Raw genomic sequence first — 25,351 nt, forward strand, 5'->3', positions numbered from 1 at the left:
CGACGCAGCATCATCCCGCTGCACACACAATCACTGCTCGGAGCACCATTCATGCGCGCCCTTCACAACGAAACTCATCTCATCGAACGGATAGGCTGGCTTCGGGCGGCTGTACTGGGTGCCAATGACGGGTTGATCTCGACGTCGAGCCTGATCGTCGGTGTCGCCGCGGCGACAAACGCCTCGCATGAGATCCTTGTTGCCGGTGTTGCCGGTCTGGTGGCCGGGGCGATGTCGATGGCGGCGGGCGAATATGTGTCGGTCAGTTCGCAGGCCGATACCGAGGAAGCCGACATGGCGCGGGAACGGCACGAGCTGGCGACGCAGCCGGAGGCCGAGTTGGCCGAACTCGCGGCAATCTACGAGCAGCGCGGCGTGGCCCCAGAGCTGGCCCGGCAGGTCGCCGAACAGATGATGGCGAAGGATGCCTTCGAAGCCCATGCGCGGGATGAACTCGGATTGGCGAGCCATGTGATGGCAAGACCGGTTCAAGCTGCGCTGACCTCGGCGGTCACGTTTGCGGCGGGTGCGGCTTTGCCGTTGATCGTCGCCCTGCTTGCGCCGGCCGGAACGGCTGCATGGACCGTGTCCCTTGCTTGCCTCATCGGTCTTGCCATCCTCGGCGCAATCGGGGCACGGGCGGGCGGCGCCAGCATCTGGAAACCGACTATCCGGGTGGTGTTCTGGGGCGCTGTCGCGATGGCCTCGACCGCATTGATCGGCTCCGTGATCGGCCGGGCGGTGTGACGATGAAACGTCTGTCGCTCGATTTCCAGACCGTCATGTCGGCAATTGCGGTCCTCGGGATGATGCTGGCCGTCGCCGGGACCTGGCCGCCGGCGGAAGGCCTTTCCATTCTAAGATCTCCCGGTCTGGCGATGGTCTATTTGGCCGGAGGGCTTCCCGCCACCTGGAGCGCCCTGACGGCGTTGTGGCGCGATCATATCCTCGACATCGATCTTCTGATGGTCGTCGCGGCCGTGGCGGCGGCGATCGTCGGGGCGCCGTTCGAAGGCGCGGTGTTGCTGACGTTGTTCAGCGTGTCGACCACGCTTGAGCACCAGGCATTGGGACGCGCGCGCAGGGCTGTTGAGGCGCTCATGGCGCTCCGGCCGGAGACGGCTTTCCGCAAAGGAGAGGACGGGACCACGGTGGAGGTTCCTGCTGCGGAGCTTGCCGTCGGCGATGTGGTGGTGCTGCGTCCGGGCGCACGCGTGCCGACCGACGGTGTGATCCTGCATGGCCGTGGCGGAATCGACGAAGCCAATATCACCGGTGAGTCGATGCCGGTCTCCAAGGAACCGGGCGAGCAGGTTTTCGAGGCGACCGTCAATCTTGACGGGGTCCTTGACGTGACGGTCACCAGGACGGTCGGCGACAGCACGATCGCGCGCATGATCCAGCTCGTCACCGAGGCGCAGGAAGCGAAGGCGCCGTCCGAGCGCTTCAGCGCGTGGTTCGGCCAGCGTTATACGGTCGGTGTCCTGCTGGGCTCCGCTCTGGCCCTTGCGGTCTTCTATTGGCTTGGCCGCGACTGGGAACAGGCCCTCTACAAGGCCGCGACACTCCTGGTCGCCGCCAGTCCCTGCGCGATCGTCATCTCAGTCCCGGCAGCGATCCTGTCGGCGCTCTCCGCCGCGGCGCGAGGCGGCGTGCTGTTCAAGGGGGGCGGTGCGCTCGAAACGCTCGCCGCTGTCGATACCTTCGCGTTCGACAAGACCGGGACCCTGACCAATGGACGTGCAGAGGTTACGCGCATTGTCGCCCTGGATGGTGAGGATCGCCGTTTCCTTTCGCTCCTTGCCGGGCTGGAAGCGCATTCCGAGCATCACATCGCTGCCGCCATCCGTCGTGAGGCCCTGGTTCATGGCGTTGAGCCGGTGGCGGTCGTGGACGTTACGTCGCATCCGAGCGCCGGCATCGTCGGCTACGATTCCTTCGGCCCGATATGGGCCGGCAACGCTCACCTCGTCGAGGACATGGGCGCCTCCGTCGATGATCCGGCGTTCCGTGAACTCGCCGACAGTTCTCAGACCGTGGTCTATCTTGGGCGCGGTGCGACCGTTCTGGGGGCGGTCAGTGTTGCGGACGAAGCAAGAGCCAGCTCAGCCCCGGCGCTGGCCGCGCTTCGCGCCGGTGGCGTCAACCGCATCGTGATGATGACCGGCGACCGCAGGCCGGTGGCCTTGCGCATCGGTACGGAACTTGGCCTTGCGCCCGGCGAGGTTCATGCCGAGATGCTGCCGCAGGACAAGGTGCTCCAGGTCGGCGACCTCGCGCGTGATGGCAAGGTCGCTTTCGTCGGCGATGGCGTCAACGATGCCGCCGCATTGGCTCGCGCCGACGTCGGCATCGCCATGGGCGCGGCGGGGTCGGACGTCGCACTGCAGGCCGCCGACGTCGCCCTGCTGTCGGAAGACATGAAGAAGCTGGCCGATGCGCACCGGCTTGCACGGCGGACGGCCGTCATCATCCGACAGAATCTCGTCCTCGCGATCGGCGCCATGCTGGTACTTGTGACCGGCGGCCTGTTCTTCGACCTGCCGCTTCCGCTCGCGGTGATCGGACACGAAGGCGGCACCGTTCTGGTCGTGCTGAATGGCCTACGCCTCCTGTCGGACCGAATCCGCGCCACCGACGGCTATCTCCACCATTCTCGTCAAATTGAGTTCCAGGATCAAACGGGCAGCACGTCCGGATCGCGGGCGACCTCGCCCACCACACCATGATTGGACCCAGTGCTGATTGGGCGGCAGCCGGACCTTCCCTGTCCTAAAAACCGCAAAGGGACACCGATGCTGACTTTGACATCGCTCGGCGCGCCACCGCATCCTTATCGACTGCGGGCTGTTCCAGGGGCTCAAGAACCTGCGCGAGCTTAACTGGGAGAAGCTTCCGGTTCAGCCTGCGGCGATCGGCGCGGTCATCCTGACGCAGGCCCATCTCGACCGTTCCGGATAGTCGCCGGCATCGGATAACACATGCCTCGTCTCACTTGCGCCAGATCAAGAACGTTCCTTTGCCAATGGTGTATCAGGGGGGGAAATGAAGGATCGGATCGTGGTCAAGGCACAAGAACTACCCTCAAGTTTCCACCACGTGCGGTTGGTTCTCGCTCGCGGCAAAGACCATCCGGAGGGAGATCGGGAAGAAGGCTATGATCTTCTGGTTCCGCTCAACCACGAAGGATTCCTTGATCCGCTGGAATGGAAGAAATCTCGCGACGCCTGTCGCGTCCGATATTTTCGGGACGGTAAGACGGCCCGCATCGGGCTGTTGCGGCGCAAGCCCGGCGGGCAGTGGTATTTCGATTACGAGCCGGGTGATCGGGACGACGAGATCGGTTTCCGCCTGGGCGAGGAGTGCTTCCGTCTTGGCGAATACATCTCGGTCGGGCGGGAAGGCGCGTTTGTCACCTATCAGGTCGCGCGCGTCGAAAAGCCCTGACGCCGGGGCGAAATTGCAGAAAAGGAGAAAGAACCTTGTCGAATACACCTCACACTCTTGGCGACGAATTCCCAGACCAGATGGACGCCATTCATGCCCTGAAGGCGAAAAGCCCGGAGTTTGCGCATGTTTTGACGGAATATGACGCGGTGAACGACAAGATTCATCGGTCCGAGACACGTCTCGACGCCATTTCCGAAGCAGCCGAGGCCGATCTGCGCCGCCAGCGGCTGATGTTAAAAGACAAGATCGTGGCATCGCTCCGCAACGCGTGAGGGGACTGCGAGGCCGCGTTTTGCTGCCCCGCTTGCATTACCCGATTTCGGGGAGATCAGCGACACCACTCTCCCCGAAACCATCGCTTACAGCCGACCAGACCGACCCATCAAGGCCCGAGTGTGGCCGCATGCCCGGCCGCAATCTCCCCCTCAATTCACGAACGGCCAAGATACAGAGACGCTGCCATGCCGGCCGCAAGGCCGAGCACGCTAAGGGCGCTGACGGGCCCGCCGATCCTTGAGCCTCCGACCCATGCCGCCATCACGGCTTTGACAAGTGTATTCATGGCCACGGCGATCAGGATCGCATCTGCCGCAAGACCGGGCTCGATCGAATGCGACGCCAGGCGGGCCATGGAGATCGAAATCGCATCCACATCGGCGATGCCCGAAGCGGCGGCGGTCACCAGAACGCCCGCATTCCCGAACGACTGCTGAAGCAGATGCGACACCACCATGACCACGGTGATGAGTGTCCCCATTTTCAGGGCAGGCGCCAATTCCAGCGGGTTGGTGATCGTAAGTTCCGGCTGTTCGGAGGAGCCGCGACTTTGTAGCAGCAGGAGCCCGGCGCCGATGGCGAGCACGCCACCGCCGATGAGCAATGGCCATTTGAGATGCGGAAGCAAGCTTGGGTTCAAGGCCGTCGCCACGACTGCAACGCGGATGATCATGGTCAAGCCGGAAAGAAGCACGCCACAGGAAAGCAGCGTGCTGGACTCGGGGTGCCGGCGGGCAAGCCTTGCCAGCGTCAAGGTCGTCGCTGTCGAAGAGGCGAGCCCGCCCGCGATCGCCGTCATCAGGACGCCAAGCCGGTCCCCGAACACGCGGACGGCGACGTAGCCGGCGAAGGAGACCGCGGCGATCAGGATGGTCAGCAACCAGATCTCATATGGATTGACGGTGCCCCAGGGATCGACCGGCCTGTTCGGCAGGATCGGCAGCATGAGAAAGGTCATTGCCAGAAGCGTCAGGCCCGACCGGATCTCATTCCAGCTCAGCGACGCGACCCAACGATGCAACGGCTCGCGCAGGGCAAGCAGCACAGCCGTGGCAACAGCCCCGGCGATGGCGGCTGCAAGGTCGCCGACGACGGCAAGCGTTCCCAGCAGGAACGTGGCTATGCCGGCGACGACGGATGTCGCGCTGTAATTTCGCTCGGCCCGCGCTTCGAGCCAGTGGTAGGAGGCGAATGCCGCGGTGAACCCGAGGAAAACAAGACCGATCACGAGGCCAGAGTCGAACTGCCGGGCCAGGGCGCCGGTAATGCCGCCGGTGAGACCGGTCAGCGCGAACGTTCGTAGACCTGCCGCGCGCAGATGGTCTTCCTCGTTGCGGGTACGCCATCCACGCTCCAGGCCGATCAGCAGACCGATCGAAAGCGATACCGCAAGGCGGCTGAGCAGGGCGTCAGTGTCCATGGTCTCCCGAGTTGCCTTTCAGCATCTGGCGTCGATGTCGATGATCATTTGTCTATGAAGAACCTTGCCTCAAACCCGTCAATCCTGCCGCTTGCGGGAGATTGGAGTTCTATCCGTCCATTTGTTCCGGCAGCAATGGTCCGGGCGATGGCGAGCCCCAGGCCGGCCCCCCGCACCAGAGCCTGACCGCGCTCGAAGGGCTCGCTCAGCCGCGCAAGCACTGCGGAAGGCACGACCGGGCCGGCGTTCGTGACGCGCAGACAGCCGTCTGCCGACAAGGTGACGGCGACCGGTTCGTCCCGCACGCCATGCTTGAGGGCGTTTTCGATCAGGTTCCGGGCCAGGATGGCGAAGGCGTCGGCGTCGATGCTTGCGAATACCGGCGCGTCTGGCAGTGTCAGGTCGATGCGCCCTGCAGTCTCGGCCTGCCCGTCGAATTCGCTCACAACCATCCGCAGGATGGCGCCGATCTCGACCGGCGCCTCGGCGAGAAGGCGTCCGCCCTCGACTCTCGCCAGTTGCATGAGTTTCTCGGTGAGGCGGGAAAGGCGCCGCAAGGCGGTCTGCATATCCTCGGCGCGCTCGCGCGTGGCGTCGTCCGGCGCTTGCGCGATCATGCGCTGCGCCTGCGCCAGTGCAGCAGCCACCGGTGTCCGCAGCTCATGGGCCGATTTGGCCGCCAGGCTGCGCTCGGCCTGCAAGGTACGCGTCAATCGGTCCAGGAGGTGGTTGACCGCTTTGGCGACGGGGCCGATCTCCGAGGGCAGGTCCTCCGCGTCGATGGGTGTCAAATCACCGCCGCCGCGCGCCTCGATCTGCGAGCGGAAGGTCCGAACCGGGGTCATGGACAGCCGGACAATGACCCAGATGCCGATCAAGCCGAGCGGGACAATGACGGCCAGCGGCAGGCTCAGCCCGAGCAACAGTCGCCCGGCGGTCATCCGGCGATGCGACAGGGGCTCCGCGATGGTGATGGTCAGATTCTGCTGGAGGGTCGCGTCGGAGTAGAGGCGGTGCGTCGGCGTCGTGGCAAAGCCCATTCCGGAAAACGGCGGGAATGCCGCGAGATCGGCGCTGTGCGATCGCAGCAGAACCTTGCCCGCGGCATCGCGCACGACATAGGTGAAATACTCGTCGTGCTGGCGGAGCGTGGCAACGCGCTGTTCGGTGTCGTCGGCATCGCGGCCGATGATCTCGATCGCCGCAAGCGGCAGGATGCGTTGCGCCGTCTCTTCGAGGGCGCTGTCGAACACCTCGTCCATTTCGTGGCGCAGCATCTGCGCGGTCACGACCGCGGCAAGTGCCCATAACACCGTTAGCCCTAGCCCCAGCCATAGCGAGAGCCGCCATTGCAGGCTCCTGGGCCGCTTCATCTTGCCGTTCCAAGACGATACCCGATGCCCCGCACCGTATCGATCGCGCCGTGGCCGAGCTTCTTGCGCAGTCTGCTGACGTGAACCTCGATCGTATTGCTCTCGACCTCTGCGCCGAATGCATAGAGCCGATCTTCGAGCTGCGCCTTGGTCATCGCGATGCCGGGCCGCTGCAGAAATGCTTCGAACAGCGCCCATTCGCGACCGGTAAGCTCAACAGGGCGCGCGCCGTGCATCACGGTCCGGGCGGCGAGATCGATGCGCAGGTCGCCGATCTCGATGAGAGGATTCGGGTTGCCGCTGTATCGCCGCGCCACCGCATTCAGCCGCGAGGAGAGTTCCGACAGATCGAACGGCTTGATCATGTAGTCGTCGGCGCCGGCATCGAGGCCCGCGATGCGGTCGGAGATCTGGTCGAGCGCCGTCAGGATGATGACCGGCGTCACGCTGCCCTCGGCTCGAAGCTTTTTGAGAAAGGCGATGCCCAATCCGTCCGGGAGCATCAGATCGAGCAGGATGAGATCGTATGCCGCGCTTTGGAGATGTTCGCGCGCCGCATCGAGCCGTGTCACCCAGTCCACCGAGTGGAGGGCGGCAACCTGCTCGCGCACGGCCTTTCCGAGGATAGCATCGTCTTCGATCAGTAGAACTCTCATCCCAGGGTCACCCGTCTCGCCATCCTCCTGCCTAGCGTCCGATGCTGTCGGTTTGCTGAAGACCGCCCCATCGCTGCTTCAGGCGTTCGTCAGGAGAGCGTGCCATGGTTCCCCCCGAAAGCGCGTTGATCAGGAACAATGAAACGATGAAACATTTGCTGGCCGCGATCCTCGTTCTGGCGTTTTCCGGTCCCGGTATCGCCAAGGCTGACGACGACGATTGCCATGTCTCGATGGATCGATGGAAGCCGCGGGAAGCGGTCGAAACAATGGCCGCCAGTCAAGGCTGGACCGTTGCCAGGATCAAGATCGATGACGGCTGTTACGAAATCCGGGGAACCGACCGGAATGGCCTGGCTTTCAAGGCCAAGGTCGATCCGGAAACCCTCGAAATCGTCAAGTTCCGGCACAGGGATCGCGATGACGACCGTCACGGATCGAGGCGTCAGCGGCCGCCAGCCTCGCAGAACGACACCGTAGGCGGAACATCCTCCAACACCCTGCTCGGGACGACCGTGCGGCCCAAGACCACCATCAAGTAGCAATCCCATCTCGCTATCGCTCAAGCGCTGCGACCGTCGCAAGGAGATCCCGCCATGCCTCATGATCCGGCCCGTTATTCCAGAAGCATGATCGTCATCCACTGGCTGACAGCCCTGCTGATCCTCGGGGCCTGGCTGACCTCGACGGGAGGCCGTCATATGGCCGAAAACCCGCCCTTGCTGCATTTCTCGTTCGGGTTGGCCGTGCTCGTCCTGGTGCTTCCGCGCTTGATCCTGCGCCTTGCGGGCGGAACCCCGGACGCGCCGCAGTCCAATGGCCGTCTCGCCCTTGCCGTCAAAGCCGGACATGTGCTGTTGTATCTGTTCCTCATTGCCCTGCCGTTGAGCGGTTGGTACGCGGCGTCGCGCCTCGGTGTTCCCGTTTCTTTCTTCGGCTTCCAGCTTCCGGCGATCACCGAGCGGGTGCAGGGCGCACCGGGCCTGATCGCGGACATTCATGAGAATGCCGGCACGATCATCCTCTACCTTGCCGGACTGCATGCCGCGATGGCGGTCTGGCACCAGTACGTCCTGCGCGACGGGACGTTGCAGCGGATGTCTCCGCGCTAACGCAGCGGCAGCCAGCCACGCGCCTGAGCGGAGCGTGGCTGGCTGCCGTCTTGTTCAGTCCCCGGAGCTTTCGCGGCTGGCCTGCCGACAGGCCGGTCGCTCCTGCATCTGCTGCGGACCTGACCGTGTCCGATGTTTCCTGACGAAGTGCTGACGGAAAATCCCGATGGCCGTCAGGCAGCCCTCAGGCGGCTTCGCCACAGTGACGAGGACGGGTCGGCGCTCTGCGACGACCCGGACACCGTTTCCTCGCAGAAGGCAAGCCGACATGAAATCGCTTCTCGCAGCTCTCGCCATGACAACCGCCCTCACGTTCCCTGGCCTCGCCATGGCCCGGCCGGTGACATTGACCACAACGCTGACCAACTATGGCGGCGACGGCGCCTATCTCGCGCTCTACGTCACCGATCCCCAGGGCAAATATGCCGGCACGCTCTGGGTCGCTGGCGGCAAGTCCAAATATTACGAGCATCTATCGGGCTGGTATCGCGCCACTGGCGGCCGCGCCGGTATCGACGGCATTACCGGCGCTAGCGTCGGTGCGGGGCGCACGCTGGAGATCTCGCTCGACCTTGCCGATGCGCTTTTCGACGCAGGTTACACGCTGCATGTCGACGCAGCCGTGGAGGACATGCGTGACAGCCCCAACGAGGTCGCCGTTCCCCTGACCACTGCGGGCACGAAGACGACCGTTCGCGGTCGACGCTACGTCTCGACCGTTGCCTACTCCTTCTAGGCGGTAGACGACATGATCCGTGTCATCCATCGCTGGCCAGGCCTTCTGGCCGCTCTTTTTCTGCTGGTCTTGAGCCTTAGCGGTGCAGCACTCTCGCTGTTTCCCGCCGCCGAACGGTTGTCCGCCCCGCAGGCCGAGGCAGGGCTTTCCGTCGGGACGCTGGCCGGACGTATCCTCGCCATCCACCCTCAAATAGAACAGATACGTCGCGCGCCCTCCGGCAAGATCACCGCCTACTGGTTTGAGGGTGGGGCGCCTCAGGCCGCCATCATCGATCCCGCAACAGGGCTGGGTGTCGCCTCCAGCGATCCGAATGCCGTCGAGCAGTGGCTTACCGGTCTGCACCGGTCGCTCTTTCTCGGTGACGGCGGGCGTATCGCAGCGGCAGTGGGCGCTGCCGCCATGCTGGTCTTGGCTGTGTCCGGCACTATGCTCGTCGCCCGCAGGGCCGGCGGCTGGCGGCGATGGTTCGCGCCGATACGCGGGCCGCTCGCCGGAAGATTGCATGTCGAGATCGCGCGCGTCGCCGTCGCAGGCCTCGTCTTGTCCTCGGCCACCGCATTGTGGATGACGGCGTCGACATTCGATCTCCTTCCCGACGCGGCCACATCTCCCGTCGCCCACATCGAGGCGAGCGGCCGGACCGGCATGGCCGCATCGCATATGGATCTGCTGAAACGGACACCGGTCACCGAACTGCGCAGCCTGGCGTTTCCCGATCCGGCCGATGCGACGGATGTCTTCACGCTGAAGACGGATCGCGGCACGGGCTATCTGGATCAGGGCACCGGCGTGCTGCTGGCCTGGAGCGACCTGACCGGATGGCAGCGTCTCTCGGAGACTATCTATATGCTGCATACCGGTCGAGGCGCGGCCACCTTGGGCCTCGTGCTCGGCATGATGGCGCTCGGCGTGCCGGCGATGGCGGGCACCGGCCTCATCCTGTGGCTGGCGGGTCGGCGCGGGCGGCCACGGATTCACGGCAATGTAACGGCTGGACGTGCGGAAACGATCCTGCTTGTCGGCAGCGAGAGCGGCAGCACATGGAGCTTCGCTGCGACACTGCACGCCGCGCTGACGAAGCTCGGGCAGGCGGTTCACACCGCGCCGATGTCGTCATTCGATCCTGAACGCTACCGGCATGCCCGGCGCGTTCTCATTCTTGCGGCAACCTATGGCGATGGCGATGCGCCCGCTTCGGCGCGGGGGTTTCTCGATCGCCTGCAAACCCTGCCGGTAGAGCCAACCATTCCGATCGCCGTGCTCGGCTTCGGTGACCGCAGCTTCCCGGCCTACTGCGCTTTTGCCCAGGTCGTTGCGAGGGCCGCCGAGGCGCGAGGGTGGAGCACGCTCATCCCATACGAAACCGTCGACCGGCAGTCGCCGCAGGATTTTGCCCGTTGGGGACGATCGCTGGGCGAGGCAATAGGGATCGGGCTGGAGCTTGTCCATCGGCCAGCCTTGCTGGCGGCCTCCCCATTGACCCTCGTTTCGCGACGCGAATACGGCGCGGAGGTGCAAGCTCCGACAGTGATCCTGTGCGGTTCGTGCTGCCCAAAGTCCCGTTCTGGCATCGGTTGGCCGGGCGTGGCTTCGGTCGATATTCGGCAGGCGATCTTCTCGGCGTGCTGCCCGAGGGTTCGTCCGTTCCACGGTTCTACTCGCTGGCTTCGGGACGGCGCGATGGCTTCATCGAGATCGTCGTGAAGAAGCATCCGGCGGGGCTCTGTTCCGGGCAGCTCTTCAATCTGGAGCCAGGATGTGCCGTTCGCGCATTCATCCGAACCAATCCCGGCTTCCATGCCGGCAGGAGCAGGATACCGTTGATCCTGATCGGAGCTGGAACAGGGATAGGGCCGCTGGCGGGCTTCGTGCGCGCCAATGCGCGTCGCCGTCCAATCCACCTGTTCTTCGGAATGCGTCATCCTGCCAGCGATTTCCTCTACAAGGACGAACTGACGCGCTGGCATCGCGAAGGGCGCCTTCACCGGCTCGTCGGGGCCTGCTCGCGCGGGCGGATGCCGCGCTATGTCCAGCACGCTCTTCTTGAGGATGCCGCCCAGATCGCAGCCCTGATCCGCAGCGGCGCGCGCATCATGGTCTGTGGTGGGCGGGATATGGCCGTCGGCGTTTCGGCGGCGCTTGCCGAGATTCTCGCGCCGGTAGGGTTGACGCCGGCCCTGCTCAAGGCGGAGGGATGCTATGTCGAAGACGTCTACTGATCCGATGAGGCACGCGCTCAACGGACCGACCATGGGAACGCGCTGGTCCGCGCTGTTCTACACGGAGGCAGGGTTCGATCCGGAGCCGGTTCGACACGCTCTTCAGGCGGAAATGGACGAGGTGGACGCGCAGATGTCCACCTGGAAGCCCGACAGCGCTCTGATGAGGTTGAACGCCGGTCCCGTCGGCGACTGGATCGATGTGCCGGCGCGTCTGGCAGACGTTCTGCATCTTGCGCTCGAAATCGGCCGTGCGTCGGGCGGAGCTTTCGATATCGGCGTGGGCGATGCGGTCGTTGCCTGGGGTTTTGGCCCGCAAGCGGCCGACCGGGCCCTGATCCGGAGGGCACTCGCGACATCGCGCCAACCCGCCCATGTGGCGCTCGAGCTCGATCCTGTTCGCGCGGCGGTGCGCAAGCGCGCGCCGATCACGATCGACCTCAACGGCATTGCCAAGGGATATGGCGTCGACCGGCTGGTCGCGATCCTCGGGCGCTTCGGCATAACTTCCGGCCTCGTGGGAATTGACGGCGAGATGAGGGCGCTCGGTCTGCGCCCCGATGGTGAACCGTGGAACATTGCCGTAGAAGGTCCCGACGCGGCCCGTCGAGCGCCGCACTCCGTCCTCGCCTTGCAGGAGGCTGCGGTCGCCACCTCTGGCGATTACCGGCATTGGACTGTCGTGAACGGTCGCCGTCTCTCGCACACCATGAATCCGCGCCGCGGTGCGCCGCTACTGTCGTCGCCCGCTTCGGTCACGGTCGTCGCGCGAACCTGCGCTGAAGCCGATGCCTGGGCGACCGCGTTGACGGTTCTCGGTCCGACGTCCGGGACCGAGCTTGCCCAGCACCTTGGCCTAGACGTGCTGTTTCTTCTGCGAGACGCCTCGGGCGGGGTCCGGCCGATAGCGACAGGACCTCTTTTTTCGGCAGGCCGGGAGACCTGTCGAAGGGTTCCTGAGGTTTATGGGCAAAGTTTGAAGCAATCGCACAATTCGGACTGACAGGACCGGAAAATGGCCGTGCCTCCTGGTGGTGGCTGGACTTTGGCCAGCTATTCTTGTCAATCGACGTTGTAACGGGACCCCGTATCGGCTTCCAAATTCCATTCAACCCAAGATTTCATATCGCGACAGTTGATGTGGAGAATGCGCCAGAACGTGAGAGGCGCGGATTTGCACGCTTAACCTTTTGAAATTTATCAAGTTTAATTTCTGATCTCTCTGCTGTTTATTTCATCACAGGTTGCTTAATGTAGGAATTTCTTAACCGCCGTAGCTCCTACGACTTTACTAGGCCATGAAGTCGGCCCGGATCATAGCAACCCGCAATTGGTGGGACCGATAGGTTGGAAGATTGCGGGTTTAGGCAAATGCTGATACGCTGGGGTACCGTAAGGACATGCTTGCCATGCTCATGGCGGGGCGCGCCGCCCAGCAGATCGTGGTCGGCAAGGTGTCCGCCGGGTCCGCTGGTTCGGACGAAAGCGGTCTCGCCAGGGCAACGAAGATGGCGCTCGCCATGGAGCGTTCCCTCGGCTTCGGTGCGATTCAGCCGCTGCTCTACCGCGATGACAAGGACCCGACCGCCGTGCTCGACGGTAATCGAGATCTCGCAGCCCGCATCCATGCGGGATTGGAAAGGGCATTTGCGAGGGCGGTCGAAATCATCAGTGAGAACCGCGACAAGCTCGACGCGCTCACCACGGCGCTGTTCGATGCGCAGGCTTTGGATGGCGAGGCGGTGAAGGGGCTGCTCAAATACGGTGATCGTGGGCCAGAATAACAGTAGATTCGGATTTGAATTGTGTTCTTGGAATAGTCGACGGTTGCTATGGCGATGTGTCGGTGCTGGCCGGTATCCGGCTGGGGTAGAGGTATATTTGCGCCTTTATTATGGTCCTTCAGTCTAAAGTTGTGACACTTCAAAGCCGACAGTCTGCTCAATTTGCAAGTGCGCGCCGTCCGGCAGAGCGGGCAGCATTTCTCCATCTGCATTACCGGAGATATCTGATGCTTAGCAGGAGTAGAGGCATCGCCAAAGCGCAGAAGGATAATCCCCCGAGGTGCTGGTATCCAAGAACGCCAAATACGCCACCGAGTGCGAAGAAGACAATCGTGACGAGGTGGAGTTTCAAGCGCAGCACGATGGCCAGCCTGTCGGAGCTGGAATTGTTTCCCAGAAGCATGGCGATGCCCACCCCGATATCGGTTGCTACACCCGAAACGTGGGTCGTTCTTACGCGACTGCCGGAAATCCGCGTCGATGCCGCATTCTGCAATCCCATGGTCAGGCTCAACAGGCCCACCACCAGCACACCATTCGGGGAGCGTGCGCTCAGGGTGATGAAAAGCCCGACAAGCATCAGAAGCGCGGCTTCGACGATCAATGTGAGGGCGTAGATGTTACGACGTAGCTGCCGCTTGCCGACTTCGATGAGACACGAGGCGATGAAGGCACCAAGGATGAACATCACGACGATCGTCAGGAATCCCAGTGCCAGGTCGGACCGGGAGACTGCGAGGAAATCGGAGGCCATCGAGACATTGCCGGTCATGTTGGCTGAGAAATAGCGGTAGCCAAGGTAACCGGCACTGTTCACGCCGCCTGCGACGAACGCCAGAATTGAAGCCAGCATCAGGTCTGTTGCCGGAGTCCTCTTGTCGCCTTCTTGGATGAGCATTTCGATTTTACATTGCTATGGATGCGGTGGGGAACGAACCGCGTGTCGTTTCTGTAGGGCAGGATGCAACGCCGAAGCGCGAGAGTCGATGGGGGGCGTCCATCTGCGTGACGGTTTGCATCATGTATGAGCGAACAGAAGCTCGGCTTCCAGCCCGCTATCGGCCTTTCTGTTCCGCAGCATAAAACCGATGCGATAGACATCGACGATTTCACGAACGATGGAGAGACCGAGGCCAGAGCCGGGGGATGCCATGTCAAGACGCCAGCCGCGGCGGGTGAGATTGCCGAGTTCTTGCTCCGGCACGCCCGGACCGTCGTCCGAGATCGTCAGACGCAGGCCGTCTTCGTTGCGCTTCCAGCGCACGCGAATTTCGGCCGTCGCCCATTTGACGGCATTTTCGAGCAGGTTGCCGATGAGTTCGCGAAAGTCGGCTGGGTCCATGGGCACGGTCTCGGTGTTTGGGCCGTCGATCTCGAACCGCAGCCGCTCGCCGGAAGGGGAGCGCTTGAGGATGCGCACAAGTTCGCCGACGATCATGGCTACGTCGGCGTCCGAGCGGCGCAGGTCCGCGCTGGCGGCGATGCGGGCAAGCGCCAGTTCCCGTTCCACATGATTACGCATGACGGACGCCAGGTGCTCCAGTTCGTCCGCCATGGCCGCCTCACCCTTGTCGCGCAGAGTGAGGACATCGTTCGAGAGCACCGTCAGCGGCGTGCGCAGGCCGTGGGCGAGGTCGGCCGCGCGCTTCCTCGCCTTGCCCATCATCGCTTCCTGCGTATCCAGAAGCGCATTGACTGCCGCCACGGTGCTCTGGAATTCACTGGGATAGGCGCCGGTCAACTGGTTGGCACGCCGCTCGCGGATGCGCACGATCCCTTCGTTCAGCGCCGCCAGCGGCCGCAGCCCGAGGGTGAGCTGCAGGATCGACGCGACGACGAGGAAGACGCCGAGCCCGGCGACGGCCGGCAGGATGTCGCGGATGAAGGCGGCTCTGGCCTCCTCCAGCGTTTGCGCGTCGATGGCGACCGCGATGCGCAGCGCGCGTTTCCCCTCCGGTGCAGCGACCTGCACGAGCCGCTCGAGGACGATCAATGAACTTCCGGCCGGGCCGGGCAGCAGGTAGCGATGAACCGCGCCCTCGGCGTGCCTGTCCATGGGCAGGGCAAGGGCCGTGTCGAACAGCGACAGCGAGCGGACGGTCTGCCCCCGCGCATCGTCGACGATCTGCCAGTAAAGCCCGCCATAGGGCGTGGCGAAGCGCTGGTCGAGCGGGCTTTCCGGGCGCTGGAGCGTGCCGTCGGCGGCAAAGGACAGCGCGCCGGCCAGCGTGTTGATATGGCTGGTCAGCTCCGCATCGATGCGGTTGCGGATGTTGCTGGAGAAGAGCGAGACCAGCAAGGTGACGGTCAGTGTCAGCGCGAGGCTCACGGTCAACGCGGAAATCAGCAGGAGGCGGCTGCGAATGGAGGTTGGCCATCTCATGCGGCGGCGATCCGGTAGCCGTAGCCGCGGCGCGTCTCGATGAAAGCCTTGCCCAGCTTGCGCCGCAGCCGGCCGATCAGCACCTCCACCGAATTGCTGTCGCGGTCGAAATCCTGGGCGTAGAGCTGCTCGGTCAGTTCCTGCTGGCTGACATGGCGCTCGCGGTTCTGGAGCAGATGGTGCAGGCAGCGATATTCGAGCGGCGTCAGGTCGACCGGCCGGTCCCCAAGCGTCACCGATTTGACGCGCGGGTCCAGGTGTAGGCCGCCGGCGCTGAGGACGGGGCTCGGCTCGCCGGCATAGCGGCGCAGGATAGCGCGCAGGCGGGCGAGGACTTCCGCGATCTGGAAGGGCTTGGCGAGATAGTCGTCCGCCCCGGCATCGATGCCTTCCACGCGCTCTTCCCAATTGCCGCGCGCCGTCAGGATGAGGACGGGGAAGCGGCGCCCGTCCTTGCGCCAGCGTTTCAGGATCGTCATGCCATCCATGGAGGGGAGGCCGAGATCGAGGATGGCGGCGGCGAAATCCTCGCTGTCGCCGCGATACCAGCCGTCTTCGCCGTCGCGGGCATGGTCCACGACATAGCCCGCCCGCTCCAGATGGGCGATGAGATCGCGGGCGATCAGCCGGTCGTCTTCAACGAGCAGGATGCGCATCATTCGTTCTCGACTTCGAGGATCGTGCCGCTCGCTGCGTCGATCTCTATTTCGACGAGCTGCCCTTCGGGCGACAGAACCTTGAATTTGTAGAGGAAGATCCCGTGCTTCCGGCGTGGTTCCACGCGGACGATATCGCCCCGGAAACGCCGGCTGACGATGTCGCGCAACTCGGAAAACGGTTTGATCGCGCCCTTCTCGACCGCCTCCTGAACGGCGTCGAGGGTGCGTCCGTCCGCGTCGTCCCCCTCATCGTCTGCGTGAGCGATTGCGCCGGCCGAAAGGAGCCCGGCAAGGGAAAGGGTGATGACGGACATGAAGAGCACACGCATGTTCGAAGCCTAGCACGGCGAGGCTGAAATTTTGCTGACATTTCCCGTCAGCCATCGCTCAGCCACGGCTGCCTATGGTGCGTCCAGCGTCGGGGCAGGGTGCTCCGGCCGGCCACAAGGAGAAATTCCATGAAGACAATCCTTCTCGCAACCGCCCTTCTCGGCCTTTTTGCCGCCGGTGCGGCCCGTGCCGAAGATGAGGGCAAGAGCTGCGACGTGCCGAAGGACAAATGGATGACCGAGGATGCCATGAAGGACAAGGCCAAGGCGATGGGCCTCGACGTCCGGCGGATAAAGGTCGAGAACGGCTGCTACGAAGTCTATGCGATCGATGCGAAGGGCGCCAAGGTCGAGACGATCTTCAATCCGCAGACCGGCGAGCCGGTCGGCTCGGAAGGAGCGGAATGATGGCGCCACTCTCCCGAACCAGCGGGGCGGGGGAAAGCGTCAAGGTGTGGGACCCGCTCGTGCGGGTCTTTCACTGGTCGCTGGTCTGCCTCTTCGTTTTCTCCTTCGTCACCGGCGACGAATGGAAGAAGGCCCATATCCTCTCCGGCTATGCCATCGCCGGGCTGATCGCCTTGCGCCTGGTCTGGGGGCTGCTGGGGCCGCATCACGCCCGCTTCGCCAATTTCCTCTATGCCCCTACGACGATTCTCGCGTTCCTCCGTGACAGCCTCGCCTTCCGCGCCAAGCGGTATCTCGGCCACAATCCGGCGGGGGGCGCCATGGTCGTTCTGTTGCTCGCGGCGGTGTCCGGCATCGTGACCACCGGCTATATGATGACCACGGATGCCTATTGGGGTGTCGGCTGGGTGGAGGATGTCCATAAGGCCCTTGTCTATTCGACCATCGGGCTGGTCGCCCTGCATATCGCCGGCGTTGTTCTAGCCAGCGTCGAGCACCGGGAAAACCTCGTTCGCGCCATGGTGACGGGAAGAAAGCGCCGCGAAGATTGATGTGCTGCCGTCTCTATGGCATACATTTAGAATAATTCTAAATCCATTGCCTGAAGTCGTGTAACCACAGCCGATCTGCTGAAATCGGAGATGCCATGCGCGCCGTCCACAGGGAAAGCCAACTCATCGAACGTATCGGCTGGCTCCGCGCGGCGGTGCTGGGTGCCAATGACGGGCTGATCTCGACGTCGAGCCTCATCGTCGGTGTCGCGGCGGCGACCGCTGCATCGCAGGAAATCCTCGTCGCCGGTGTCGCCGGGCTGGTGGCCGGCGCGATGTCGATGGCGCGGTGCTGTTGACGCTGTTCAGCGTGTCGACGACGCTTGAGCACCAGGCGCTCGGCCGTGCGCGCCGCGCCGTCGAGGCGCTGATGGCGCTTCGTCCCGAAACGGCGTTCCGCTGGCAGGCCGATGGCTCGGTGCTGGAGGTTCCCGCAGCGGAGCTTGTCGTCGGGGATGTCGTGATCCTGCGGCCCGGCGCCCGCGTGCCGGCCGATGGCGTCATCCTGCAGGGACGCGGCGGTATCGACGAGGCCAATATCACCGGTGAATCCATGCCCGTTTCCAAAGAGCCGGGCCAGCAGGTGTTCGAGGCCACCGTCAATCTGGACGGCATTCTGGAAGTGGCGGTCGCAAGAACGATCGGCGACAGCACGATCGCCCGCATGATCCGGCTGGTCACGGAAGCCCAGGAGGCCAAGGCTCCCTCCGAGCGTTTCAGCGCCTGGTTCGGACAGCGCTATATCGTCGCGGTGCTCCTCGGCGCCGCTCTAGCCTTCGCCCTTTTCTACGGGGTGGAGCGCGATTGGGAGCAGGCGCTCTATCGGGCCGCGACGCTGCTGGTCGCGGCCAGCCCCTGTGCGATCGTCATATCGGTGCCTGCAGCGATCCTGTCTGCGCTCTCGGCGGCGCGCTCGAAACACTGGCCGCCGTCGATATCTTCGCCTTCGACAAGACCGGCACCCTCACCAACGGCCGGGCGGCCGTGACGCGGATCGTCGCGCTGGACGCGGACGAATGCGGCTTCCTGTCGTTGCTCGCCGGGCTCGAAGCCCATTCCGAGCATCATGTCGCGGCGGCCATACGCCGGGAGGCGGCTGCACGTGGCATCGCGCCGGCGCATGTCGTGGATGTCAGCGCGCGCCCAAGCGCAGGGATCGTCGGGTCGGATGCGCTTGGTGTCCTCTGGGCCGGCAATCTTCATCTCGTTCGGGACATGGGGGCGTCCGTCGACCACGCCCGGCTTCGGGAACTGACCGACAGCGCCGAGACCGTCGTCTATCTGGGACGTGGACCGACCGTTCTCGGCGCCGTCGGCGTGGCGGACGAGGCGAGGGCGAGCTCGGCCCCGGCGCTCGCCGCGCTGCGGGCCGGCGGCGTGTGCCGCATCGTCATGATGACCGGGGACCGCCGGCCGGTGGCCTTGCGGATCGGCGCGCTGCTCGGCCTTGCTCCCGACGAGATTCATGCCGAAATGCTGCCGCAAGACAAGGTGCGTCATGTGGGGGAACTGGCGGGTGGCGGCACCGTGGCCTTCGTCGGCGACGGTGTCAATGACGCGGCCGCTCTTGCCCGCGCCGATGTCGGCATCGCCATGGGCGCGGCCGGCTCGGAGGTCGCCCTTCAGGCCGCCGATGTCGCCCTCTTGTCGGAAGACATGAAGAAGCTGGCCGATGCGCAGCATCTGGCGCGCCGGACCGCCGCGATCATCCGGCAGAACCTCGTCGTCGCGATCGGCGCCATGCTGGTGCTGGTAACGGGCGGGTTGTTCTTCGATCTGCCTCTGCCTCTGCCTCTGCCTCTGCCGCTGGCGGTGGTCGGACATGAAGGCGGGACCGTGCTCGTGGTCCTCAACGGCTTCCGCTGTTGTCGGATCCGATCCGGCGGCCAGTGGACAGGGCCACATCCGTCCGTGCGCCGGAGGATGGGTTGGAGACGTCGCCACCGGTTGCGGCCACGTCGTCGGCCGACACGCCGGTGTAGGCGCCGGTCGCGTTCCGCGGATCAACAGGAAAGAAAGCGGGTGCGCGTGTTCTCTTCGAGAAGCAGGCCCGTGATTCCGCCGAACACCCATTCCCGCAGGCGGCTATGACCATAGGCGCCGGTGACGACGATATCGGCGTCGCTTTCGTCGACGAATTGCAGAAAGCCGATCGTTTCGTCGGCGCTTTTGATCATCTGCGGCCTGGCCTTCACATTGTGCCGGGCGAGATAGGAAACGATATCGGAGAGGCTCTGCCTCTCGGCCGGCGCGGGCTCCGGGGAAACGGAGACGACGGCGACGTCATAGGCGACCGAGAGCAGGGGAAGCGCATCCGCAATCGCGCGGCGGGCCTCGCGGGTGTCCTTCCAGCCGATGACGATCTTTCGTGTCGCAATCGTGTCGCAGTCGCTCCCGACCACCAGAAGAGGCCGGCCGGCACGCAGGACGACGGTCGCCGGGTCCGCGCGGTCTCCGGCCGCCATCAGCACCAGATCGGCGACACGGGCGGCCGCCACGACCGCGTCGGTCGGCGCCATCGTTTCGCCGCGCCATTCCGCCTCGATCCTGTTTGCCGCCAGATGGAGGAACGTGGCGCGAGCCTCCTCCATGCGCTCTGCGAGCGTTCCGGCGGCGCAAAGCCCTATGAGCCGAGCACCCGAGCGAGACGCCAGATCGACCGCGGCCTCCGTGATCGGCTCGACCGGCCGCTCGATATCGAGGTTGACGAGAATGGATTGATAAAACACGCGTACATTCCTTCCGTTCCAGGCAAGCGGTCGGAAGCATAGCGCCGATAACGCGGCATATATTGATCCTGGTCAAGTGTTGCGCGGGGCCTCGCCATCGAGGACCGGATCAGCCGCCCCGTCCTGCCTCCAGCAATGCCTTGCCGTGGATCGCAAGCATGCGTTCCTCGTTCGCCGGGACGATCAAGGTCCGGAACGGCCGCAGGAATTCCAGCCGGGCGAGGATCGCATCGCGAACCGGTCCCGCATTTTCCCCGACGCCCCCCGTGAAGACGACGGCGTCGAGTCCACCCATGGACACTGCCATCATGGCCGCGAACTGCGCTACCTTCAGGGCAAAATAGTCGAGGGCGAAGCCGGCGCGCGGATCCGCGCTTTCGAGCAGGGCCTTCACGTCGTTGCTGAGGCCGGACAGGCCCTTCAGGCCGGAGCGCTCGTAGAGCGCATGTTCCACATCGTCGATGCCCATGCCGAGATTGCGCAGCATGTAGGTGACCGCGCCGGGATCGATCGCACCGGTGCGGCTCCCCATCGGCAGACCGTCGAGCGCGGTCATGCCCATGGTCGTGTCGACGCTTGCGCCGTCCTTCAGGGCACACAGGCTTGCGCCATTGCCGAGATGCCCGACCACGACCCGGCCGCGCGCAAGATCGGGGTGTTCACTTGCGAGCACGCGGGCAATCCACTCGTAGGACAGGCCGTGGAATCCGTAGCGGCGGATGCCCCGATCCCGCAGCGTCGCATCGACGGCGAAGACCTGGAAGAGCGGTGCATGGCCGGCGTGGAAGGCGGTATCGAAACAGGCGATGTCCGGGGCGTCCGACAGGCGGTCCGACGCCGCGATGCCCGCGAGATTGTAGGGCTGGTGCAATGGCGCGAGGGGCGCCAGCGCCGCAAGCCGATCGAGAATCCCGGGCGTGACGACGACAGGCGCGACGAAATCGGCGCCGCCATGTACGATCCGGTGTACCGTCGCCACCATGCGCCATGCGTCGTCGTATCGGTCGATGAGGTCGATCACCGCGGCCATGGCGGTCTCGTGGTCGTTCGCTGCAAGCGCCCTGTCGACATGGACATCGCTTGCCACGACCGTCGCGCTCAGCCTGGCCTCGGTGCCGATGCCGGTGACCTTGCCCTTGGCGAGCTTGTCGAGTGCCTCATAGCCGAAAACTTCGAATTTCAGGCTCGACGAACCGGTATTGAGAACGAGCAGGACGTCATTCATTTGATGCGGCCCTTGGCGCGGGCATCCGCGAGGAGGCAGGCAAGCGCGCAGGACAGGAGGCGCGTGCGCTGGTCGTCGGCCCGGCTTGTCAGAACGATGGGGACGCGGGCGCCCAGCACGATGCCGGCCGCCTCAGCGCTGCCAAGAAACGTGAGCTGCTTCGCCAGCATGTTGCCGGCCTCGATATCGGGAACGAGAAGGATGTCAGCATCGCCGGCGACGGCCGATTCTATGCCCTTCTCCCGTGCTGCCTGCGGGCTGATCGCATTGTCGAAGGCAAGCGGCCCGTCGATCAGGCAGCCGGTGATCTGCCGGCGGTCCGCCATCTTGCAGAGTGCTGCGGCGTCGAGGGTCGCCTGCATCTTGGGATTGACCGTTTCCACCGCCGCGAGAGCGGCGACCTTCGGCGCGCGCGCCTCGCCGAACACCACGCGCCAGAGATCGACCGCGTTCTGGACGATATCCGCCTTCACCGCGAGATCGGGCAGGATGTTGACGGCGGCATCGGTGATCATGAACGGTTTCGGATAGGATGCGATGCTCATGAGGTAGCAGTGCGAGATGCGCCGCTCCGTGCGCAGCCCCGCGCCGGCCTTCACGATCTCGCCCAGAAGCTCGTTCGTATGCAGCGAACCCTTCATGATGGCACCCACATGGCCGCTCGCGGCCAGTTCCGCCGCCTTGGCCGCCGCCGCATGGCTGTGCTCGGTATCGACGATCTCCCACCCCGCGATATCGACCCCGGCCTCTCTGGCCGCGTCGGTTATCCGCGCCGCCGGGCCGATGAGCACCGGCGTTACCAGATCTTCCTGCACCGCCTCGAAGCTGGCGGCAATGACATTGGCCTTTACCGGATGCACGATCGCGATACGGGTGGGCGGCAGCGCACGGCAAAGGGTGAGGATCGCATCTGTCTGTCGGCTCATGGAATGTTTCCCTGGAACTCTATGGAAAGAGCAAACCCTGCGTAGGAACGGTAATCTTCACGATGGTCCCAATGGAGGCAAGAGGTGTTCTACCCCTGTCGCGCCGCGCCATTCTGGTATTTGGCGGATGAACCGTGCCCGGGCTCTGGATAAGAAGCGATTGCAACCATGGGCGCTTGGATTTTGATGGTTCCGTTGGTGGGGGCTAACGGGCCGTATTGACCGCAACGGCTGTTGGTCGGCGGGCACACCGGCATGTATGTGATGGCACTTGCGTCTCCCGATCGACGGATTCCAACGTCAAGTTTTGCAAGCGCAGGCTTCGGTCAGCATTCTGGCTGTGGCACGAGGCATGACGTTCGCGCATCCGACATGAGCGAAGCCCTTCAAATCGACCGCAACGATACACGCTTCTCAAGCTCGGCCGCCTGTTCCTTGCGCTCACTGTAGCGGTCGGTGAGGTAGGCGGAGGCGTCGCGCGTGAGGACGGTGAACTTCACCAGCTCCTCACAGACATCCACCACCCGGTCGTAGTAGGACGAGGGCTTCATCCGGCCATCGGCGTCGAACTCCTGATAGGCTTTGGCGACCGAGGATTGGTTCGGGATGGTGACCATCCGCATCCAGCGGCCGAGAATGCGCATCTGGTTCACGGCATTGAAGGACTGGCTGCCGCCCGAGACCTCCATGACGGCGAGGGTTTTGCCCTGCGTCGGCCGGACCGATCCGACCGAGAGTGGAATCCAGTCGATCTGGGACTTCATGATGCCGGTCATCGCGCCATGGCGTTCCGGGCTCACCCAGACCTGCCCTTCCGACCATTGCGAAAGATCGCGCAATTCTTGCACTTTCGGATGACTTACCGGCGCTTCGTCAGGCAGCGGCAGACCTCTTGGGTCAAACATGCGAACCTCACATCCGAGCCGTTCGAGCAGCCGGCGGGCCTCGAATGCGAGCAGGCGGCTATAGGATATCTCGCGCAACGAACCGTAGAGGATCAGGATGCGCGGCCTGTGCGTCGAGAATGCCGGACGCAGGGCGTCGAGATCGGTCGAGTGCAGGTGATCGCCCTGCAATGCGGGAAATGTGTCAGGCAATGCGCTTTCCTTCCTGATCGAGAACCTGTTCACCGTCCTCCTTGAAGAACGGCTCCTTGAAGGTGTCGGGCAGAATGTCGAGTACCGCTTCAGACGGGCGGGCGAGCCGGGTGCCGAGCGGTGTCACGACGAAGGGGCGATTGATCAGGATCGGCGTTGCGATCATCGCGTCGAGCAACTGCTCGTCAGTCAGGTCTGGGTTGTCCAGACCGAGTTCGGCATAAGGCGTGCCTTTCTCGCGAATAGCTTCCCGAACGTTCAAGCCAGCGTCCGCGATCATCGTCGCAAGCTGCTCGCGCGTCGGCGGCTGCTGCAAATACTCGATGACAACAGGTTCGATGCCGGCAGCGCGGATCAGCGCCAGCGTGTTGCGGGACGTCCCGCAGGCGGGGTTGTGATAGATGGTCGCGTCCATGGTCAGTGCTTTTCGGTGGCGGTGGTTCTGGAAACAGCGGGGGCGGCCTCGTACCAGTCCTTCGAACGGTTCACGATCCAGACGACCGAGAGCATGACCGGAACCTCGATGAGAACGCCGACGACGGTGGCGAGTGCCGCGCCGGACTGGAAGCCGAACAGGCTGATGGCGGCGGCAACCGCGAGTTCGAAGAAATTGCTGGCGCCGATCAGAGCCGATGGCCCGGCAACGCAATGCCGCTCGCCGGTCATCCGATTGAGCAGATAAGCGAGCCCGGAGTTCAAATAGACTTGGATCAGGATCGGCACGGCGAGCAAGCCGATGACGGCGGGCTGGGCGATGATCTGCTCGCCCTGGAAGGCGAAGAGCAGAACCAGCGTCGCGAGCAGCGCCACCAGCGAGACCGGCTGCAATCTTGCAAGCACGCCGTCCAGTGCCCGCGTCGTACCGTCAACCGTGAGCCGGCGGCGGATGATCTGCGCGATAATAACGGGCACGACGATATAGAGGGCGACGGAAAGAACGAGCGTATCCCACGGCACGGTGATGGCGGAGAGGCCGAGCAGCAGGCCGACAGTCGGCGCGAAGGCGACGACCATGATGGCATCGTTCAACGCCACCTGCGACAGCGTGAACAGCGGCTCACCGCGCGTCAGGTTGCTCCAGACGAACACCATGGCCGTGCAGGGCGCCGCGGCCAGGATGATCAGGCCGGCAATATAGGAGTCGATCTGGTCGGCAGGCAGGTATAGGCGGAACAGCCAACCGATGAAAAGCCAGCCGAGCAGTGCCATGGAGAACGGCTTGACGGCCCAGTTGATGAACAAGGTCACGCCGATACCGCGCCAGTAGGTGCCGACCTGCGCCAGAGACCGGAAATCGATCTTGAGCAGCATCGGAATGATCATCAGCCAGATCAGGATCGCGACGGGAATGTTCACCTTGGCGACCTCGGCCGCGCCGATGATCTGAAAGAGACCGGGCATGAGATGGCCGAGGGCGACACCGGCGATGATGCACAGAAACACCCAGATGGTCAGATATCGCTCGAACGTGGACATCAGGCGGACTTTCCCTGCGGCGACGTCGAACCTTCCATCGCACCGATCTGGCGAAGCTTGGTCTCAAGCGCCATGTGATCGATGGATGCCAGCGGCAGGCTGACGAACGCGGCAATCCGGTTCTTGAGGAAACGCGCGGCCTGTGCGAAGCCACGCTGGATCTCGACGTCCGATCCCGTGACGGCGGCAGGGTCTTCGACACCCCAATGGGCGGTCATCGGATGGCCGATCCAGACGGGACAGGCCTCGCCGGCAGCGCTGTCGCAGACGGTGAAGATGAAATCCATCCGCGGTGCGCCGGGTTCTGCGAACACGTCCCAGCTCTTCGACGAGAAACCCGTCGTTGGATAGCCCAACGCTTCCAGCTCCTTCAGGGCATGCGGATTGACTTCGCCCTTGGGCTGGCTGCCGGCGGAGAAGGCTTTGAACCGTCCGCCGCCCTCCTTGTTGAGGATGGATTCGGCGAGAATAGAACGAGCGGAATTGCCCGTGCAGAGGAACAGCACGTTGTAGGTCTTGTCGGTCATGGTCGTGGTCCG

Annotated in this window: 25 protein-coding genes and 3 pseudogenes; 14 read left to right on the top strand and 14 right to left on the bottom strand. The window is 64.0% G+C overall.

Annotated features, from left to right (window positions below; all coding sequences use genetic code 11):
- The first annotated feature begins 51 nt into the window (after positions 1-51).
- From JZY08_RS23215 to JZY08_RS23230, 4 genes are all read left to right on the top strand, one after another.
- Positions 52-747, top strand: a complete 696-nt coding sequence (locus JZY08_RS23215; protein WP_216331792.1) for a VIT family protein — start codon at positions 52-54, stop codon at positions 745-747.
- A gap of 2 nt (positions 748-749) precedes the next feature.
- On the top strand, positions 750-2,729 hold the full coding sequence (locus JZY08_RS23220) for a cation-translocating P-type ATPase (RefSeq protein ID WP_035219802.1): 1,980 nt from the start codon (positions 750-752) through the stop codon (positions 2,727-2,729).
- Positions 2,730-3,045: 316 nt separating this feature from the next.
- Positions 3,046-3,447, top strand: a complete 402-nt coding sequence (locus JZY08_RS23225; protein ID WP_023513019.1) for a hypothetical protein — start codon at positions 3,046-3,048, stop codon at positions 3,445-3,447.
- A 35-nt stretch (positions 3,448-3,482) separates the two neighbouring features.
- Positions 3,483-3,722 (top strand): YdcH family protein, encoded by a 240-nt coding sequence (locus JZY08_RS23230; RefSeq protein WP_023513018.1) that lies wholly within the window; start codon positions 3,483-3,485, stop codon positions 3,720-3,722.
- 158 nt (positions 3,723-3,880) lie between these two features.
- On the opposite strand, the gene JZY08_RS23235 is transcribed toward JZY08_RS23230, so the two are convergent.
- The 3 genes from JZY08_RS23235 to JZY08_RS23245 are packed head-to-tail and all read right to left on the bottom strand — an operon-like array spanning position 3,881 to position 7,175.
- Entirely contained in the window at positions 3,881-5,146 is a 1,266-nt protein-coding gene (locus JZY08_RS23235) for an MgtC/SapB family protein (protein WP_023513017.1), read from the bottom strand.
- A gap of 44 nt (positions 5,147-5,190) precedes the next feature.
- Positions 5,191-6,519 carry an ATP-binding protein gene (locus JZY08_RS23240; protein ID WP_216331793.1) on the bottom strand — a complete coding sequence of 443 codons (1,329 nt, stop codon included), beginning with the start codon at positions 6,517-6,519 and terminating at the stop codon, positions 5,191-5,193.
- Positions 6,516-7,175, bottom strand: a complete 660-nt coding sequence (locus tag JZY08_RS23245; protein WP_024271189.1) for a response regulator transcription factor — start codon at positions 7,173-7,175, stop codon at positions 6,516-6,518. The genes JZY08_RS23240 and JZY08_RS23245 overlap by 4 nt, the downstream gene beginning before the upstream one ends.
- Before the next feature lie 146 nt (positions 7,176-7,321).
- On the opposite strand from JZY08_RS23245, the gene JZY08_RS23250 reads away from it, so the two are divergent.
- From JZY08_RS23250 to JZY08_RS23275, 6 genes and pseudogenes are all read left to right on the top strand, one after another.
- The gene (locus tag JZY08_RS23250; protein WP_088016575.1) at positions 7,322-7,717 is read left to right on the top strand and encodes a PepSY domain-containing protein; all 396 of its coding nucleotides are present in this window, start codon (positions 7,322-7,324) and stop codon (positions 7,715-7,717) included.
- A 54-nt stretch (positions 7,718-7,771) separates the two neighbouring features.
- Positions 7,772-8,287: a cytochrome b gene (locus JZY08_RS23255; RefSeq protein ID WP_023513013.1), complete on the top strand. Its 516-nt coding sequence runs from the start codon at positions 7,772-7,774 to the stop codon at positions 8,285-8,287.
- 268 nt (positions 8,288-8,555) lie between these two features.
- Positions 8,556-9,023, top strand: a complete 468-nt coding sequence (locus JZY08_RS23260) for a DUF2271 domain-containing protein (protein WP_023513012.1) — start codon at positions 8,556-8,558, stop codon at positions 9,021-9,023.
- Positions 9,024-9,035: 12 nt separating this feature from the next.
- A pseudogene (locus tag JZY08_RS23265) lies at positions 9,036-11,245 on the top strand (PepSY domain-containing protein).
- Positions 11,226-12,248, top strand: coding sequence for an FAD:protein FMN transferase (locus tag JZY08_RS23270; protein ID WP_080722942.1), 1,023 nt, complete (start codon positions 11,226-11,228; stop codon positions 12,246-12,248). Before JZY08_RS23265 ends, JZY08_RS23270 begins: the two are co-directional and overlap by 20 nt.
- A 397-nt stretch (positions 12,249-12,645) precedes the next feature.
- Complete coding sequence (locus tag JZY08_RS23275; RefSeq protein ID WP_301183738.1) at positions 12,646-13,029, top strand: hypothetical protein; 384 nt, start codon at positions 12,646-12,648, stop codon at positions 13,027-13,029.
- 211 nt (positions 13,030-13,240) lie between these two features.
- Here JZY08_RS23275 and JZY08_RS23280 read toward each other — a convergent pair whose 3' ends face one another.
- From JZY08_RS23280 to JZY08_RS23295, 4 genes are all read right to left on the bottom strand, one after another.
- Positions 13,241-13,882, bottom strand: a complete 642-nt coding sequence (locus JZY08_RS23280; protein ID WP_216331795.1) for a YoaK family protein — start codon at positions 13,880-13,882, stop codon at positions 13,241-13,243.
- A 165-nt stretch (positions 13,883-14,047) separates the two neighbouring features.
- Complete coding sequence (locus JZY08_RS23285; protein WP_035219791.1) at positions 14,048-15,412, bottom strand: HAMP domain-containing sensor histidine kinase; 1,365 nt, start codon at positions 15,410-15,412, stop codon at positions 14,048-14,050.
- Positions 15,409-16,068, bottom strand: a complete 660-nt coding sequence (locus JZY08_RS23290) for a response regulator transcription factor (protein ID WP_117371557.1) — start codon at positions 16,066-16,068, stop codon at positions 15,409-15,411. Before JZY08_RS23290 ends, JZY08_RS23285 begins: the two co-directional genes overlap by 4 nt.
- Complete coding sequence (locus JZY08_RS23295) at positions 16,068-16,400, bottom strand: PepSY domain-containing protein (RefSeq protein ID WP_035219790.1); 333 nt, start codon at positions 16,398-16,400, stop codon at positions 16,068-16,070. The genes JZY08_RS23290 and JZY08_RS23295 overlap by 1 nt, the downstream gene beginning before the upstream one ends.
- A gap of 129 nt (positions 16,401-16,529) precedes the next feature.
- Between JZY08_RS23295 and JZY08_RS23300 the strand changes: the two genes are divergently transcribed.
- The 4 genes and pseudogenes from JZY08_RS23300 to JZY08_RS23315 all read left to right on the top strand — a co-directional run bounded on the left by JZY08_RS23300 (position 16,530) and on the right by JZY08_RS23315 (position 19,341).
- The gene (locus JZY08_RS23300; protein WP_035219788.1) at positions 16,530-16,808 is read left to right on the top strand and encodes a PepSY domain-containing protein; all 279 of its coding nucleotides are present in this window, start codon (positions 16,530-16,532) and stop codon (positions 16,806-16,808) included.
- Positions 16,808-17,359 carry a cytochrome b/b6 domain-containing protein gene (locus JZY08_RS23305; RefSeq protein WP_035219899.1) on the top strand — a complete coding sequence of 184 codons (552 nt, stop codon included), beginning with the start codon at positions 16,808-16,810 and terminating at the stop codon, positions 17,357-17,359. Before JZY08_RS23300 ends, JZY08_RS23305 begins: the two co-directional genes overlap by 1 nt.
- 95 nt (positions 17,360-17,454) lie before the next feature.
- Positions 17,455-17,646 (top strand): annotated as a pseudogene (locus JZY08_RS23310) (VIT1/CCC1 transporter family protein); the annotation flags it as partial.
- Positions 17,586-19,341: pseudogene (locus JZY08_RS23315) on the top strand (heavy metal translocating P-type ATPase). The pseudogenes JZY08_RS23310 and JZY08_RS23315, both read left to right, overlap by 61 nt.
- Before the next feature lie 21 nt (positions 19,342-19,362).
- On the opposite strand, the gene JZY08_RS23320 reads toward JZY08_RS23315, so the two are convergent.
- The 7 genes from JZY08_RS23320 to JZY08_RS23350 form a co-directional block, all read right to left on the bottom strand.
- Positions 19,363-20,088, bottom strand: coding sequence for a universal stress protein (locus JZY08_RS23320; RefSeq protein WP_035219786.1), 726 nt, complete (start codon positions 20,086-20,088; stop codon positions 19,363-19,365).
- 109 nt (positions 20,089-20,197) lie between these two features.
- On the bottom strand, positions 20,198-21,313 hold the full coding sequence (locus tag JZY08_RS23325; RefSeq protein WP_035219783.1) for an acetate/propionate family kinase: 1,116 nt from the start codon (positions 21,311-21,313) through the stop codon (positions 20,198-20,200).
- On the bottom strand, positions 21,310-22,239 hold the full coding sequence (locus JZY08_RS23330; protein WP_035219781.1) for a bifunctional enoyl-CoA hydratase/phosphate acetyltransferase: 930 nt from the start codon (positions 22,237-22,239) through the stop codon (positions 21,310-21,312). The genes JZY08_RS23325 and JZY08_RS23330 overlap by 4 nt, the downstream gene beginning before the upstream one ends.
- A 386-nt stretch (positions 22,240-22,625) precedes the next feature.
- A complete protein-coding gene (gene arsH / locus JZY08_RS23335) occupies positions 22,626-23,354 on the bottom strand; it encodes an arsenical resistance protein ArsH (protein ID WP_035219897.1) in 729 nt (242 codons plus the stop codon).
- Positions 23,329-23,751, bottom strand: a complete 423-nt coding sequence (gene arsC, locus JZY08_RS23340; RefSeq protein WP_035219779.1) for an arsenate reductase (glutaredoxin) — start codon at positions 23,749-23,751, stop codon at positions 23,329-23,331. Before arsC ends, arsH begins: the two co-directional genes overlap by 26 nt.
- A gap of 2 nt (positions 23,752-23,753) precedes the next feature.
- Entirely contained in the window at positions 23,754-24,812 is a 1,059-nt protein-coding gene (gene arsB / locus JZY08_RS23345) for an ACR3 family arsenite efflux transporter (RefSeq protein ID WP_216331796.1), read from the bottom strand.
- On the bottom strand, positions 24,812-25,339 hold the full coding sequence (locus JZY08_RS23350) for an arsenate reductase ArsC (protein ID WP_035219774.1): 528 nt from the start codon (positions 25,337-25,339) through the stop codon (positions 24,812-24,814). Before JZY08_RS23350 ends, arsB begins: the two co-directional genes overlap by 1 nt.
- Positions 25,340-25,351 lie beyond the last annotated feature (12 nt).

Source organism: Rhizobium sp. X9, assembly GCF_018873185.1.
GTDB classification, from domain to species: domain Bacteria; phylum Pseudomonadota; class Alphaproteobacteria; order Rhizobiales; family Rhizobiaceae; genus Agrobacterium; species Agrobacterium oryzihabitans.

Bases quoted from the DNA above. Each gene is read 5' to 3' on its own strand.
- JZY08_RS23215 (WP_216331792.1), top strand. From the start codon at position 52: ATGCGCGCCCTTCACAACGAAACTCATCTCATCGAACGGATAGGCTGG.
- JZY08_RS23220 (WP_035219802.1), top strand. From the start codon at position 750: ATGAAACGTCTGTCGCTCGATTTCCAGACCGTCATGTCGGCAATTGCG.
- JZY08_RS23225 (WP_023513019.1), top strand. From the start codon at position 3,046: ATGAAGGATCGGATCGTGGTCAAGGCACAAGAACTACCCTCAAGTTTC.
- JZY08_RS23235 (WP_023513017.1), bottom strand. From the start codon at position 5,146: ATGGACACTGACGCCCTGCTCAGCCGCCTTGCGGTATCGCTTTCGATC.
- JZY08_RS23240 (WP_216331793.1), bottom strand. From the start codon at position 6,519: ATGAAGCGGCCCAGGAGCCTGCAATGGCGGCTCTCGCTATGGCTGGGG.
- JZY08_RS23245 (WP_024271189.1), bottom strand. From the start codon at position 7,175: ATGAGAGTTCTACTGATCGAAGACGATGCTATCCTCGGAAAGGCCGTG.
- JZY08_RS23250 (WP_088016575.1), top strand. From the start codon at position 7,322: ATGAAACATTTGCTGGCCGCGATCCTCGTTCTGGCGTTTTCCGGTCCC.
- JZY08_RS23255 (WP_023513013.1), top strand. From the start codon at position 7,772: ATGCCTCATGATCCGGCCCGTTATTCCAGAAGCATGATCGTCATCCAC.
- JZY08_RS23260 (WP_023513012.1), top strand. From the start codon at position 8,556: ATGAAATCGCTTCTCGCAGCTCTCGCCATGACAACCGCCCTCACGTTC.
- JZY08_RS23270 (WP_080722942.1), top strand. From the start codon at position 11,226: ATGTCGAAGACGTCTACTGATCCGATGAGGCACGCGCTCAACGGACCG.
- JZY08_RS23275 (WP_301183738.1), top strand. From the start codon at position 12,646: ATGCTTGCCATGCTCATGGCGGGGCGCGCCGCCCAGCAGATCGTGGTC.
- JZY08_RS23280 (WP_216331795.1), bottom strand. From the start codon at position 13,882: ATGCTGGCTTCAATTCTGGCGTTCGTCGCAGGCGGCGTGAACAGTGCC.
- JZY08_RS23285 (WP_035219791.1), bottom strand. From the start codon at position 15,412: ATGAGATGGCCAACCTCCATTCGCAGCCGCCTCCTGCTGATTTCCGCG.
- JZY08_RS23290 (WP_117371557.1), bottom strand. From the start codon at position 16,068: ATGCGCATCCTGCTCGTTGAAGACGACCGGCTGATCGCCCGCGATCTC.
- JZY08_RS23295 (WP_035219790.1), bottom strand. From the start codon at position 16,400: ATGCGTGTGCTCTTCATGTCCGTCATCACCCTTTCCCTTGCCGGGCTC.
- JZY08_RS23300 (WP_035219788.1), top strand. From the start codon at position 16,530: ATGAAGACAATCCTTCTCGCAACCGCCCTTCTCGGCCTTTTTGCCGCC.
- JZY08_RS23305 (WP_035219899.1), top strand. From the start codon at position 16,808: ATGGCGCCACTCTCCCGAACCAGCGGGGCGGGGGAAAGCGTCAAGGTG.
- JZY08_RS23325 (WP_035219783.1), bottom strand. From the start codon at position 21,313: ATGAATGACGTCCTGCTCGTTCTCAATACCGGTTCGTCGAGCCTGAAA.
- JZY08_RS23330 (WP_035219781.1), bottom strand. From the start codon at position 22,239: ATGAGCCGACAGACAGATGCGATCCTCACCCTTTGCCGTGCGCTGCCG.
- arsC (WP_035219779.1), bottom strand. From the start codon at position 23,751: ATGGACGCGACCATCTATCACAACCCCGCCTGCGGGACGTCCCGCAAC.
- arsB (WP_216331796.1), bottom strand. From the start codon at position 24,812: ATGTCCACGTTCGAGCGATATCTGACCATCTGGGTGTTTCTGTGCATC.
- JZY08_RS23350 (WP_035219774.1), bottom strand. From the start codon at position 25,339: ATGACCGACAAGACCTACAACGTGCTGTTCCTCTGCACGGGCAATTCC.